The organism is Roseitalea porphyridii, from assembly GCF_004331955.1.
GTDB lineage: Bacteria > Pseudomonadota > Alphaproteobacteria > Rhizobiales > Rhizobiaceae > Roseitalea > Roseitalea porphyridii.
The window spans coordinates 2,346,032-2,358,639 of the sequence record NZ_CP036532.1 but is presented as its reverse complement, the minus strand read 5'-3'; the positions used below and the strand labels follow the sequence as shown (position 1 = coordinate 2,358,639).

Below are 12,608 nucleotides of genomic sequence, written 5' to 3'. Positions count from 1 at the left end.
GATGAGCGAGCGGAACAAAGGAACCGTAACGTTATATTGTAACAGATTGCGTCATGGAATAGCGTGTGGGATAAGCGTTGACAAGTCGTCTGCGCGCCCGATGCGACCGCGGCCCGAGGATAGCCGACACATGCTCAAACCTGCTGAACCGCTTGTGCGCCTGGAAGGCGCTGGGATCGAGCGTGCCGGCCGCTGGCTGGTGCGGGGCGTCGATCTGACCGTGCGCCCGCGCGAGATCGTCACGCTGATCGGGCCGAACGGGTCGGGCAAGTCGACGACGGCGAAGATGGCGCTCGGGCTGATCAGACCCGATGCGGGCACCGCCACCCGCAAGCCCGGGCTGACGGTCGGCTACGTGCCGCAGACGCTGGCGCTCGACTGGACGGTTCCGCTGACCGTCGAGCGGTTCATGACGCTGACGGCGCGCCCGTCCGAACACGAAATCGAGGCCGCGCTGGAAGCGACGGGAAGCGCCGGGCTGCGCCGGGCGCAGTTGCAGACGCTCTCGGGCGGCGAGTTCCAGCGCGTCATGCTGGCGCGGGCGCTCGCCCGAAAGCCCGATCTGCTTGTCCTGGACGAACCGGTGCAGGGGGTCGACTTCACCGGCGAGATCGCCCTTTACGAACTGATCGCACGCATCCGCGACGACTGGCATTGCGGCATCTTGCTGATATCGCACGATCTGCACGTCGTGATGGCGGCGACCGACCGGGTGATCTGCCTCAACGGCCATGTTTGCTGCGAGGGCACGCCGGTGGCGGTGGCCGCGAGCGAGGAATACAGGCGCCTGTTCGGCCCGCGCGCCGACGAGGCGCTGGCCGTCTACAAGCATCATCACGATCACACGCATCTGCCCGACGGGCGCGTGCGCCATGCCGACGGGACCATCACCGACCATTGCCATCCCGACGATGGCCATCATCACGACGCCGGCGAGGACCGCGGCGCGGAACACGGAGAGGGCGGCCATGCTCGATGACTTCTTCGTGCGGGCGCTGGTCGCCGGCGTCGGCGTCGCCCTCGTCGCCGGCCCGCTGGGCTGTTTCATCGTCTGGCGGCGCATGGCCTATTTCGGCGACACGCTCTCGCACGCCGCGCTGCTCGGCGTGGCGCTCGCGATCCTGTTCGAACTGAACACGACCTTCGGCGTCTTCGCGATGGCGCTCGGCGTGTCGCTGTCTCTGCTGGCGCTGCAGCGGCGGCGCAGCCTGTCCTCGGACGCGCTGCTCGGCCTGCTGGCGCATTCAACGCTCGCCATCGGGCTGGTCGTGCTCGCCTTCATGACCTGGGTGCGGGTCGACCTGATGGCGCTGTTGTTCGGCGACATCCTCGCCGTTTCGCGCACCGATATCGCGGTGATCTATCTGGGCGGCGCGGCCGTTCTGGCCGGACTGCTGATGACGTGGCGGTCGCTGTTTGCCGCAACCATCAGCCCCGACCTCGCCCGGGCCGAGCAGATGGATCCGGGGCGGGCGGATCTTGCGCTGATGGTGCTGCTGGCCGTCACGGTGGCGATCGCCATGAAGATCGTCGGCGCGCTCCTGATCACGGCCATGCTGCTGATTCCGGCCGCGACCGCACGGCGCTTTTCGACCGGACCCGAGCAGATGGCGCTGATCGCCGCGGCGGTCGGCGTTGCCGGGGTGGTGCTCGGTCTTTTCGGCTCGCTCGAGTTCGACACGCCCTCGGGCCCGTCCATCGTGGTTGCGGCGGTCACGCTTTTCGCCGTAAGCCTGCTGCCGTTCGGTCGTATCGCCAGAGCCCGGAGGTCCGTCGATGAGCGCTGAAACCAGACCCGCTGGCGATGGCCCGCCGCTGACGCGCAATCAGGGGCTGGTGCTGGACACGCTGACCAGCGCGCAGGGTCCGCTGAGCGCCTATGCGATCCTCGACGCGCTGCGCGATGATGGCTTCCGCGCGCCGCTTCAGGTCTACCGTGCGCTCGAGAAACTGGTCGGCGAGGGGCTGGTGCACCGTCTCGAGAGCCTGAACGCCTATGTCGCCTGCCGCCACGGACACGGTGAAGCGCACGAGACGATCGCGTTCGCCATCTGCGACCGCTGCGGGGATGTGCGCGAGCTGGAAGACGGCACGATGGGCGATGAACTCAACCGCCTGGCTGCCGAGGCGGCATTCCAGCTTCGCGCATCGGTGGTCGAGATGCGGGGGGTTTGCGCGGACTGCGCGGCCTGATGATTCCCAACTGGGACTTGCACATGCTTCGCAACTGGGCGAGGCTCGGACCATGATCGAATCCAGGACCGTCAGCGCCGATCCCATCAGTTCCAAGCCGATGAGCGCCGGCGAACTTGAGGACGCGTTGCGCGATGCGGGCGTGCGGATCACACGGCAGCGCAGCGCGATCCTGCGCACGCTCGCCGATGCGGACGATCATCCCGATGCGAACGAACTGTTCCAGAGGGCCAGCGAGATCGAGCCGACCGTGTCGCTGTCGACCGTCTACCGGACGCTGAGCGTGCTCGAGGACAAGGGCGTGATCCTGCGCCTGAGCTTCGAGGGCGCGCCGGCGCGGTTCGAGACCGCCGATTCGCCCCATCACGACCACATGATCGATCTGGAGACCGGCGACGTGATCGAGTTCCGCTCCGAGAAGATCGAGCGGCTCCAGGCCGAGATCGCCGCAGAGCTTGGCTACGACATCGTCTACCACAAGCTCGAACTCTACGGCCGCAAGAAGAAGCGGGCCTGACCCGGACCGGCGGACCCCGAAGGACCAGCCATGAACGACGTGCCGCGCCTGTCGGCCAGAACGCTTGCCCGTGCCCGCCAGGATGTCGAGCAGCCCGGCTATGATCGCGCGCGGGTAACCCCGGGTATCGTGCATCTGGGGATCGGCAACTTTCACCGCGCCCACCAGGCCGTCTATGTCGACGACTGCCTCGCGGCGGACCCGGGCTGGGGGATCGTTGGCGCCAGTCTGAGGCGGCCCGACATGCGCGATGCGCTGGCGCCACAGGACGGGCTTTACACGCTGGCGGTGCGGGACGGTGACACGACACGGGCGCGCATCATCGGATCGCTGTGCGAAGTGGTCTATTCGGACAAGGGCACGGCCGAACTGCTGACCCGCATGTGTGACCCGGCGATCCGGATCGTGTCGCTGACCGTCACCGAAAAGGGCTATTGCCGGAGCCCGGCGACCGGTGATCTCGACACGGCCCATGCCGGCATCCGCGCCGATCTGGCCGCGCCCGGAACGCCGTCGACAGTGCCGGGCCTTCTGGCCGAGGCGTTCAGGGCGCGACGCGCGGCCGGCGTGGCGCCCTTCACCGTGCTCAGCTGCGACAATCTTCCATCGAACGGGCGGACCGTCCGGCGCGTCGTCGCACAGTTCGCCGCAGCACGCGAGGAGGCGCTTGCCGCGTTCATCGAGAGCGAGGTGGCGTTTCCCGAAACGATGGTCGACCGGATCGTCCCGGCAACGACCGATGACGACCGGGCCGAGATCGCCGCGCTGACCGGGCTTGAGGACGCATGGCCGGTCATCACCGAGCCGTTCAGCCAGTGGGTGATCGAGGACGCGTTCTCCGCCGATCGGCCCGACTTCGCGGCGGCCGGGGCGCAGATGGTCGCCGATGTCGCCCCGTTCGAGACGATGAAGCTGCGCATGCTCAACGGCGCTCACTCGGCGCTCGCCTATTTCGGACAGCTCGCCGGCCATGAGACCGTGTCCGATGCGATGGGCGATCCGGCGCTGGCGCGGTTCGTCGCCGCGCTGTGGGACGAAGTCATGCCGACGCTCGCCATGGGCCGGAACGAGCTGACCGGCTATTGCGATGCGCTCACCGCGCGGTTCCTCAACCCGGCGCTGCGCCACAGGACCGCGCAGATCGCCATGGACGGCAGCCAGAAGGTGCCGCAGCGCCTGCTGGCGACGATCGCCGACCGGCGGGGGCGGGGGCTCGCGCACACGGCGCTGACAAGGGCGGTCGGGGCGTGGATCGCCTACGTGGGCCACGCGGGTGGCAAGGTGGATGATCCGATGGCTGACCGGTTCACCGATCTTGCCGCCTCGGTCCTGCCGGACATGGCCGGGTTCGCGCGGCAGATGGTCCGCGAAAAGGCCGTGTTCGGCGCGCTCGCCGAGGATATCGCCTTCGCCGATGCCGTCGCCGAGGCCGTGGTCATGCTCGACCGCAAGGGGGTGAGTGCGGCACTCGCGCCATAGGGGTCAGCGCCTGTCCTTGTCGCCTTCCTCCCCTTGTGTCCGCGGATTGAAGCGGATGAACAGGCCCCAGAAGCAGAGCGCGGCGAGCCCCAGAAAGAGGACGCCCCAACCCGTCGCGCCCATCCAGATCTCGAACGCGCCCCATGTCGCGCAGACGCCGACGACGGCGATTCGCCGCCAGAGCGGTCTGAAGAAGGGATGGTTGAAGTCGAAAAACGAACCCATGGATCTCTCCGCCGCCCTTCAACTGGCCGGTCGGACGCCCGAAGGCAAGCGCCAACCGCCTGCCTTCGTCGTGGAAGTCGAAAGTGTGCGCCGATTCATGGGCTTGCGGTCTTTGCCTCAGCGATCGATTCGGGCGCTTCGCAATCCGATCGAGGTTCGGCGTGCGCGGTTCTGGCGCCGGAGTAGTCGCCGGACCCGGGTCCTTCTTGATTCGCGTCAATGGCGGATCGGCATGCCCGTGTAGGGTCCGTGCATGCGCGATCAGCCCAACGGCGCCGCACCGGCGGTGTTCGACGTCGACGATCTGACCAAGGTCTACACCTCGGGCGAGGTGGAGGTGCGCGCGCTCGCCGGTATCGACATGACGCTGCACGAGGGCGAGATGGCGGTCCTGCTGGGTCCTTCGGGGAGCGGGAAGTCGACCCTTCTCAACATCATCGGCGGGCTCGACCGGGCGAGCAGCGGCACGGTGCTGTTCGAGGGACAGGATCTGACCGCCTACACCGACCGGCAGCTCACCCGCTACCGGCGCAACCATATCGGCTTCGTCTTCCAGTTCTACAATCTGATCCCCTCGCTGACGGCGTGGGAGAACGTCTCGCTCGTCACCGAAGTGGCGCGCGATCCGATGAAGCCGGAGGAGGCGCTCGCCATGGTCGATCTCGGCGACCGGATGAGCCATTTCCCCGCCCAGCTTTCGGGCGGGGAACAGCAGCGCGTCGCGATCGCGCGGGCGATCGCCAAGCGCCCGGACGTGCTGCTGTGCGACGAGCCGACCGGCGCGCTTGATTCCAAGACCGGCGTGATCGTGCTGGAGGCGCTCGCCCGGATCAACGCCGAGTTCGGAACCACGACCGCGATCATCACGCACAATGCCGGTATCCGGAAGATCGCCCATCGCGTCTTCCACTTCCTCGATGGCGAGATCGCCGCGATGGAGGTCAATGCCGAGCGGATCGCGCCGGCCGAGGTGGTCTGGTGATGATCGGCGCGCTCGACAGGAAGCTGTTGCGCGATCTGGGACGGCTGTGGGCCCAGGTGCTGGCGGTGGCGCTGGTGATGGCGTGCGGCGTGATGACGATCGTCGTCTTCATCGGCGCCAACCGGACGCTCGAGGAGACCCGCGCCGCGTTCTACGAGCGCTACCTGTTCGCCAGCGTCTTCGCCTCGGCCAACCGCGCGCCCGAAAGGCTGCGCGGCGCGCTCGCGGCGATCGAGGGCGTGGCGGCGGTGGAAACGCGCATCGTCAAGACGCTGATCCTCGACATCGAGGGGATGGTCGAACCGGCCGCCGGGATCGCCGTGTCGCTGCCCGATTTCGGCGATCCGGCCGTCAACCGGCTCTATATGCGTTCGGGGCGGCTGCCGGTTCCCACGCGGGCCAACGAGGTGGCCGTCGTCGAGACGTTCGCGCAGGCACACGGCTTTGCGCCGGGCGACACGTTCGGCACGCTGATCAACGGCAAGAAGCGCGAACTAACGATCACGGGCATCGTCCTGTCGCCCGAATACATCTATGCGATCGGGCCGGGCGACATGGTGCCCGACCAGCGCCGCTACGGGATCGTGTTCATGCCGCGCCGGGCGCTGGCGGCCGCCTTCGACATGACCGGCTTGTTCAACGATGTCGTGCTGACGACCCTGCGCGACGCCGACATCGACGCGATCATCGAGACGGTCGACGCGCTGCTCGAGCACTATGGCGGCACCGGCGCGTTCGGGCGCGAGGACCAGACCTCGCACGCGTTCCTGGACGCCGAACTCCAACAGCTCAATGCCATGTCCGGCGTGATCCCGCCGATCTTCCTGTTCGTGTCGGCGTTCCTCGTCAACATGATCCTGTCGCGGATGATTGCGCTCGAGCGCGAGCAGATCGGGCTCTTGAAGGCGAACGGCTATTCCAGCGCGGGCGTCGCCTGGCATTACGCCAAGTTCGTCATCGCCATCTCGTTCGTCGGGCTTGCGGTGGGCGGCATCGCCGGCGCGTGGCTGGGCGGGGCGATGGCCGAGCTCTACGGCCAGTTCTTCTCGTTTCCGTTCCTCGTCTTCGCGCAGAGCACCGACCTTTACGTGATCGCCGCGCTCGTCTCGGTGGGCGCGGCGTTGGCCGGAGCCGCAAGCGCGATCCGCACCGTCGTCGCTTTGCCGCCGGCGGTGGCGATGCGCCCGCCCGCGCCGACGCGCTATCGCAGTCTCGGCATCGGCCAGGGGCTGATGCACCGCGTCTTCTCGCAGCTGACAACCATGGCGTTCCGGCATCTGTGGCGGCATCCGGTCCGAACCGGTCTGACCGCGATCGGCACATCGTTTTCGGTGGCGTTGCTCGTGACCGCGATGTTCTCGTTCGATTCGATCGATCACATGATCGATCAGATCTTCTTCCAGACTGCGCGCGAGGATGCGGCGATCACCTTCGCCGGCGAGCGTCACCCCGACGCGCTTCGCGCCATCGCGAACCTTCCGGGCGTCATGAAAGCCGAACCGTTCCGCCAGGTCGCGGTGACGCTGTCGAACCGGCACATCGAAAAACGCATGGTGATCGAGGGCCTGCCGGCGCGAACCGATCTGACGCGGGTGCTCGATCTCGACCAGGCGCCGGTCGCGCTGCCGAGCAACGGGCTGATCCTGTCCGAGCGCGTCGCCGAACAGCTCGCGCTGCGGGTCGGCGATCTGGCCCATGTCGACTTCATGCAGCGCGACGACCGCGAAGCCCGCGTGCCGGTCGTCGGCGTCGTGCAGGGCTTCGTGGGCCTGACCGCCTACATGGAGCTGGGCGCGATGAACCGGATGATGCGCGACGGCGAGCGCATTTCGGGCGCCCGGGTGCGCATCGACGCGCGCCTGCTCGACCAAACCTACGCGGCGGTCAAGCAGACGCCCGGCATCGCCTCGATCGCGCTTTTGAGCCTGTCGCGCGAGAATTTCCGCGCCACGATCGAGGAGAACATCGCCATCTCGGTGACGATTTACGTGATCCTGGCGGTGATCATCACGTTCGGCGTGATCTACAATTCGGCGCGCATCCAGCTTTCCGAGCGGGCGCGCGAACTGGCGAGCCTGCGCGTGTTCGGCTTCACGCGGGCCGAGGTCGCCTCGATCCTGATGATCGAACTGGGGGCGATCGTACTGATCGCGCAGCCGCTCGGGTGGCTTCTGGGCTACGGCTTCGCCTGGTCGGTTTCGCAGGGGTTCGAGAGCGACCTGTACCGAATCCCGCTGGTGGTCGATCAGTCGACATTCTCGACGGCGAGCCTGGTGGTGGTCGCCGCGGCACTGGTCTCGGCGCTGATTGTGCGCCGGCGCATCAACAGGCTCGACCTGATCGAGGTCCTCAAGACAAGGGAATGAGACGATGAAGGGCGCATGGGCAAAATGGATCGTCGGGCTGATCGCCGTGGCGGTGGTCGGCTACGGCATCCATGTCTCGCTGCGCGAGCAGCCGGTGCTCGTCGATCTGGGCACGGTCTCGCGCGGCGCCATGGCGGTCGCGATCGACGAGGAGGGCATGACGCGGGTGCGCGACGTCTATGCGGTCTCCTCGACGCTGGCCGGCCGCATCGACCGGATCGCGCTGGAAGAGGGCGATACGGTCAGCCGGGGCGATGTGATCGCCACGATCCACCCGCTCGATCCGCCCTTTCTCGACCTGCGCACGCGGACCGAGCTGCAGGCGGCGGCCGAGGCGGCGCGCGCTGCGGTCGCGCTTGCCAATGTCGAGCATGCGCGGGCACAGACGGCGTTGAACCTCGCCCGATCGGCCTATGAGCGCGCCTCGGAACTGGCCAAGACCAACATCGTCTCCGACAGCGAACTCGAACGCGCCTTCGGCGATCTGCAGCTCAAGCAGGCGCAGGTGGAAAGCGCGCTCGCCAACATCAATCTGCGCCTTGCGGAACTGGCGAGCGTGGAGGCGCGGCTGGCGCAGCCCGGCGACGAACCCGGCAATGGCAACGGCGAATGCTGCGTCACGCTGCGCGCGCCGATCGACGGCATCGTGCTCGGCGTGAAGGTGCGCTCCGAGCAGGCGGTCAATGTGGGCACGGTGGTCGCCGAAATGGGCCGGCCGGACGATCTGGAGGTCGCCGTCGATCTTCTGTCGTCGGACGCGGTGCGGATCGGTCCGGGCACGACGGCGACGATCTCGGACTGGGGCGGCGACCGTGATCTGGGCGCCACGGTGCGCAAGGTCGAGCCGGCCGCCTTCACCAAGGTCTCGGCGCTCGGCATCGAGGAGCAGCGCGTCAATGCGGTGCTCGATCTGGAGGAGGTGCCCGAAGGGCTCGGCCACGGCTATCGCGTGGTCGCGCGGCTGACGGTCTGGCGGGCCGACGACGTCGTCAGGGCGCCGATCAGCGCGCTCTATCGCGACGATGGCGACTGGGCGGTCTTCGTCGCCGAGGACGGGGTCGCGCGGGTGCGGACGGTCGAACTGGGCCGGATGAACGACACGGTCGCCGAGGTGGCGGCGGGGCTGGCGCCGGGAGAGCGGGTCATCCTCTATCCGAGCGACCTCCTGCGTGACGGGCGCCTGATCGCCGACCGGGCCGCGCCGGCCGGCGACCGGAACTGAGCGAGCCGAGCCGGAAGACTTCCGGTCCCGGTCAGTGCGCCATCAGCACCGGCAGTGGGCAATCGTCCATCATCGACCGGGTCGTGCCGCCGAGCAGGCGCTGGCGCAGGCGCGAATGGCCGAACGCGCCCATGACGATGCCGTCCGCGCCGATATCGTCGGCGAACTCGACGATCACCCGGGAGACCGCCAACTGTCCGCTGGGCTGGGTGTGGACCGTCAGGCTGACGCCATGCCGCGACAGGTAGGCCGCCAGATCCCAGCCGGGCGCCTCGCCGTCGCCGGTGCGGCTCGCATCGGGGTCGATCGACAGGATGTGCACGGCCTCGGCGGCGCGCAGGATGGGCAGCGCCTCTGCGATGGCGCGCACCGCTGGCTTTTCGTTGTCCCAGGCGATCAGCACGGTCTTCCAGTCGAGGGTTTCGAACTGCGCAGGCGCGCCGACGAGCACGGGCTTGCCGGCACCGAACAGGACGCCGCTCGCCACGTGATCGGCAAAGCCCGACTTCTCGGGCAGCGTTCTCGAGATCAGCGTCACATCGGCGAAGAAGGCGTGTTCGGCGACGGCCAGTTCGATCGAGCTGTCGACCATCAGCGAGCGCTTGATCTCGCAGGAGATGCCGCTTTCGGCGATCAGGTCGCGTGCGCGCTCGCCATGGGCGTGCAACTCCTTCTTGATCTCCTCTGCCTGCGAAGCCCAGGCATCGGACAGGATCACGGTGTCGACGGCGATCGGCGGGGGTGGGGCGAGCGCGATCAGCAACACGGTCAGATGCGCCTCGCGGGCCCGGCACAGTTCGATCGCCGGGCGCAGTTCGTCGAGCGGCTGGTCCATACCCAGCGGATAGAGGATAGTCTTGGGGGTCATGGCTTGTCCTCCGGAAAATGCCGCAACAGCATGCACCGGCGCGGCGGCGGGTGGCTTGATCGGCATCAAACCGCGCGGGCGCGCACGGTCGGGGCCCGTTCCACCCGCCCCATGATCCTGCGAACGCCGGGCAGCAGCTTGAAGAAGTCGACGATCACGACCGCCGCGATCCCGACGCCGACCGCGAGCGCGATCTCCTGCGGCGCGGGCACGGCGAAGGCGAACAGGTCCCGCAGCGCGGGCACCACGATGCACGCGGTCACGACGGTGGCCGCCAGAAGGGCGATCGCACCGAACATGCGGTAGCCGCGTGCGAACAGCGTGCCGATCGTCAGGGCACGGCTGGCGTTGACACGGGCGAGGCCGGTGTTGCCCGCCGTCAGCGCGATGAAGGCCATCGTGCGGGCCACGTCGGCGTTCTTGCCCGATGCGATCAGCGCCATGTAGCCGCCCAGGCACGCCACCAGCAGCAGCGCGCCCTGGGCCAGGCCGAGGAGCAATTGCCGGCCGCCGATCAGCGGGTCGTCGATCGGCCTTGGCGGATGCTCCATGATGTCGCTTTCCTCGGGCGTCGATTCAAAGGCGATCGTGCACATCGGATCGATGATCATCTCGATGAGCACGACATGCATGGGCATCAGCACCGGCGGCAGGCCCATCAGCAGGGGAAAGAGGGCGAGCCCGGCGATCGGCACGTGGATGGCGGCGATGTAGATCATCACCTTGCGCAAATTCTCGAAGATGCGCCGGCCCATGCGCACGCCGCTGACGATGGTGCCGAAATCCTCGTTGAGCAGCACGATTCCCGCCGCAGCGCGCGCCACATCGGTGCCGTGCTGTCCCATGGCGATGCCGATGTTGGCCGCCTTCAGCGCCGGCGCGTCGTTGACGCCGTCGCCGGTCATCGCGACGATCTCGCCATCGTCCCTGAGGGCGCCGACGAGCCGCAGTTTCTGGGCCGGCATCATGCGGGCGAAGACGTTGGTCTCGGCCACGGCGCGGCCGGTTTCGTCGTCGCCGAGCCGTTCGAGTTGCGCGCCGGTCAATACGTGGTCGGGGTTGGCGATGCCGGCGTGGCGCGCCATGGCGGTCGCCGTGGCCGCATAGTCGCCGGTGATCATCTTGACCGCGATGCCGCCCGCCATCGCCTCGCGCATGGCCTGCGGCACCGTCTCGCGCAACGGATCCTCAAAGCCCAGCAGGCCCTTGAATTCGAATCGGAAACCGGTCGGATCGTCGGGCAGCGAATCGCCGGGCGGGTGGGCGCCGGCGACGGCGAGCACCCGCAGCCCCTGCGTCGCCATCGCCTCGACCTCGGCCATCAGCGCGGTGCGCTCTTCCTCGTCGAGACCGCACAGGCGGGCGATCGCCTCCGGCGCGCCCTTGGTGGCGACGCGCCGGTCGCCATCGGGTTCGCGCCAGACCTGCGTGAAGGCCAGAAGGTCCGGGTTCAGCGGGTATTCGCGCAGGAGCGGCCAGTCCGCATGCTGGTCCGTCGTCACCGCGCCCGTGCGCTCGCATGCCGCCTCGACGGCCAAATCCATCGGATCGAACGAGCCGTGCCGTGACGCGAACCATGCGGTCCTCAGAAGGTCCCCGGCCCGCGCGTCGGCGGCGACCGCATCCCGCTCGGCCTCGACCCAGTGGCGATCGACCGACACGCGCGCCACGCGCATGCGGTTCCGCGTCAGCGTTCCGGTCTTGTCGACGCACAGCACGGTCGTCGCGCCGAGTGTTTCGATGATGGCGGGCCGGCGCGCCAGGACCTTGATCTGCGACAGGCGCCAGGCCCCGATCGCAAGGAACACCGCCATCGCGACCGGGAATTCCTCGGGCAGCAGCGACATCGCGATGGCGATGCCCGACAGGACGCCCTCGATCCAGTCGCCGAAGGCAAGGCCGTACCAGATCACCAGCGCCGAGCACACGACGAGGGCGATCAGCCCGAACAGGCGCACGATCTTCGCCGTCGATTGCTGCAGCGTGGTCCGGCCGACCTCGATCGTCGACAGCGACAGGCCGATGGCGCCGGTTCTGGTCGCCGCGCCGGTCGCGGTCACCCGCGCGAGGCCATGGCCGGCGACGGCAAGGGTCCCCGAGTAGACCGATGGTTCGTCCTCGCCGCCCGGTCTCGCATCGGTGTCGGCCGTCTCGCCGGGCGCGGCGGGCCGCTTGCGCACCGGCACGCTCTCGCCGGTCAGGAGCGATTCGTCGACCTGCAGCGCCTCGGTGGTCAGCAGCAGCGCATCGGCGGCGATCCGCTCGCCCTCGTCGATCGCCAGCAGATCGCCGGGCACGACCTCGCGCGCGGGGATGGTGGCGGGCGCGCCGTCGCGGATCACGTGCGCCTGCGGGGCGGCCATGGCGCGCAGCGCCGCCAGGGCGTTCTCGCTGCGTCGTTCCTGATAGACGAGCAGCACGATCGACAGCAGTGCGAACACCGAGAGCAGGAGCCCCTCGGCGACGTCGCCGATGACCAGATAGATCAGCGCCGCCACCACGAGCAGCAGCAGCATCGGCTCGGTCAGCACCTCGCGCAGCGTCGACACGATGGTCCGTTTTCCGGGATCGGCGATCTCGTTGGGGCCGAACCGTGCAAGTCGCTCTGCCGCTTCGGCGGCGGTCAGGCCGGCCGGTCTTGTCGCGCTCGTGTTGCTGGTTCCGGGATGCTCCATGCGAACGGGATGGCATGGACGAAACTCGCGCGCGTTGATACCGGTCAAGGGTCCGGCGGCGCAGGATGGCCGAAAGGGACG

The 12,608-nt window shown here is 68.3% G+C and carries 11 protein-coding genes; 8 read left to right on the top strand and 3 right to left on the bottom strand.

Translation table 11 applies throughout. The annotated features are described in order from the left end of the window. Window positions 1-130: 130 nt before the first annotated feature. From E0E05_RS11500 to E0E05_RS11480, 5 genes are read left to right on the top strand one after another with little or no spacing between them, the layout of a single operon-like run. A complete protein-coding gene (locus E0E05_RS11500) occupies window positions 131-979 on the top strand; it encodes an ATP-binding cassette domain-containing protein (protein WP_131616840.1) in 849 nt (282 codons plus the stop codon). Next, window positions 969-1,787 carry a metal ABC transporter permease gene (locus tag E0E05_RS11495; protein WP_131616839.1) on the top strand — a complete coding sequence of 273 codons (819 nt, stop codon included), beginning with the start codon at window positions 969-971 and terminating at the stop codon, window positions 1,785-1,787. Before E0E05_RS11500 ends, E0E05_RS11495 begins: the two co-directional genes overlap by 11 nt. Beyond that, entirely contained in the window at window positions 1,777-2,193 is a 417-nt protein-coding gene (locus E0E05_RS11490; protein WP_131616838.1) for a Fur family transcriptional regulator, read from the top strand. The genes E0E05_RS11495 and E0E05_RS11490 overlap by 11 nt, the downstream gene beginning before the upstream one ends. Before the next feature lie 52 nt (window positions 2,194-2,245). After that, window positions 2,246-2,710, top strand: coding sequence for a Fur family transcriptional regulator (locus E0E05_RS11485; RefSeq protein ID WP_374729320.1), 465 nt, complete (start codon window positions 2,246-2,248; stop codon window positions 2,708-2,710). 30 nt (window positions 2,711-2,740) lie between these two features. Then, window positions 2,741-4,189: a mannitol dehydrogenase family protein gene (locus E0E05_RS11480; protein ID WP_131616837.1), complete on the top strand. Its 1,449-nt coding sequence runs from the start codon at window positions 2,741-2,743 to the stop codon at window positions 4,187-4,189. A gap of 3 nt (window positions 4,190-4,192) precedes the next feature. On the opposite strand, the gene E0E05_RS11475 is transcribed toward E0E05_RS11480, so the two are convergent. After that, the gene (locus tag E0E05_RS11475) at window positions 4,193-4,414 is read right to left on the bottom strand and encodes a DUF3329 domain-containing protein (RefSeq protein ID WP_131616836.1); all 222 of its coding nucleotides are present in this window, start codon (window positions 4,412-4,414) and stop codon (window positions 4,193-4,195) included. A 253-nt stretch (window positions 4,415-4,667) separates the two neighbouring features. On the opposite strand from E0E05_RS11475, the gene E0E05_RS11470 reads away from it, so the two are divergent. From E0E05_RS11470 to E0E05_RS11460, 3 genes are read left to right on the top strand one after another with little or no spacing between them, the layout of a single operon-like run. Next, window positions 4,668-5,396 (top strand): ABC transporter ATP-binding protein, encoded by a 729-nt coding sequence (locus E0E05_RS11470; RefSeq protein ID WP_192900405.1) that lies wholly within the window; start codon window positions 4,668-4,670, stop codon window positions 5,394-5,396. Beyond that, entirely contained in the window at window positions 5,396-7,762 is a 2,367-nt protein-coding gene (locus E0E05_RS11465) for an ABC transporter permease (protein WP_192900404.1), read from the top strand. The genes E0E05_RS11470 and E0E05_RS11465 overlap by 1 nt, the downstream gene beginning before the upstream one ends. Window positions 7,763-7,766: 4 nt before the next feature. After that, complete coding sequence (locus E0E05_RS11460; protein WP_131616834.1) at window positions 7,767-8,984, top strand: efflux RND transporter periplasmic adaptor subunit; 1,218 nt, start codon at window positions 7,767-7,769, stop codon at window positions 8,982-8,984. A gap of 31 nt (window positions 8,985-9,015) precedes the next feature. Here E0E05_RS11460 and E0E05_RS11455 read toward each other — a convergent pair whose 3' ends face one another. Then, the gene (locus E0E05_RS11455) at window positions 9,016-9,852 is read right to left on the bottom strand and encodes a universal stress protein (RefSeq protein ID WP_158629352.1); all 837 of its coding nucleotides are present in this window, start codon (window positions 9,850-9,852) and stop codon (window positions 9,016-9,018) included. 65 nt (window positions 9,853-9,917) lie between these two features. Then, on the bottom strand, window positions 9,918-12,527 hold the full coding sequence (locus E0E05_RS11450) for a cation-translocating P-type ATPase (protein ID WP_131616832.1): 2,610 nt from the start codon (window positions 12,525-12,527) through the stop codon (window positions 9,918-9,920). Between the last annotated feature and the right edge of the window lie 81 nt (window positions 12,528-12,608).

Bases quoted from the DNA above. Each gene is read 5' to 3' on its own strand.
- E0E05_RS11500 (WP_131616840.1), top strand. From the start codon at position 131: ATGCTCAAACCTGCTGAACCGCTTGTGCGCCTGGAAGGCGCTGGGATC.
- E0E05_RS11495 (WP_131616839.1), top strand. From the start codon at position 969: ATGCTCGATGACTTCTTCGTGCGGGCGCTGGTCGCCGGCGTCGGCGTC.
- E0E05_RS11490 (WP_131616838.1), top strand. From the start codon at position 1,777: ATGAGCGCTGAAACCAGACCCGCTGGCGATGGCCCGCCGCTGACGCGC.
- E0E05_RS11485 (WP_374729320.1), top strand. From the start codon at position 2,246: ATGATCGAATCCAGGACCGTCAGCGCCGATCCCATCAGTTCCAAGCCG.
- E0E05_RS11480 (WP_131616837.1), top strand. From the start codon at position 2,741: ATGAACGACGTGCCGCGCCTGTCGGCCAGAACGCTTGCCCGTGCCCGC.
- E0E05_RS11475 (WP_131616836.1), bottom strand. From the start codon at position 4,414: ATGGGTTCGTTTTTCGACTTCAACCATCCCTTCTTCAGACCGCTCTGG.
- E0E05_RS11470 (WP_192900405.1), top strand. From the start codon at position 4,668: ATGCGCGATCAGCCCAACGGCGCCGCACCGGCGGTGTTCGACGTCGAC.
- E0E05_RS11465 (WP_192900404.1), top strand. From the start codon at position 5,396: ATGATCGGCGCGCTCGACAGGAAGCTGTTGCGCGATCTGGGACGGCTG.
- E0E05_RS11460 (WP_131616834.1), top strand. From the start codon at position 7,767: ATGAAGGGCGCATGGGCAAAATGGATCGTCGGGCTGATCGCCGTGGCG.
- E0E05_RS11455 (WP_158629352.1), bottom strand. From the start codon at position 9,852: ATGACCCCCAAGACTATCCTCTATCCGCTGGGTATGGACCAGCCGCTC.
- E0E05_RS11450 (WP_131616832.1), bottom strand. From the start codon at position 12,527: ATGGAGCATCCCGGAACCAGCAACACGAGCGCGACAAGACCGGCCGGC.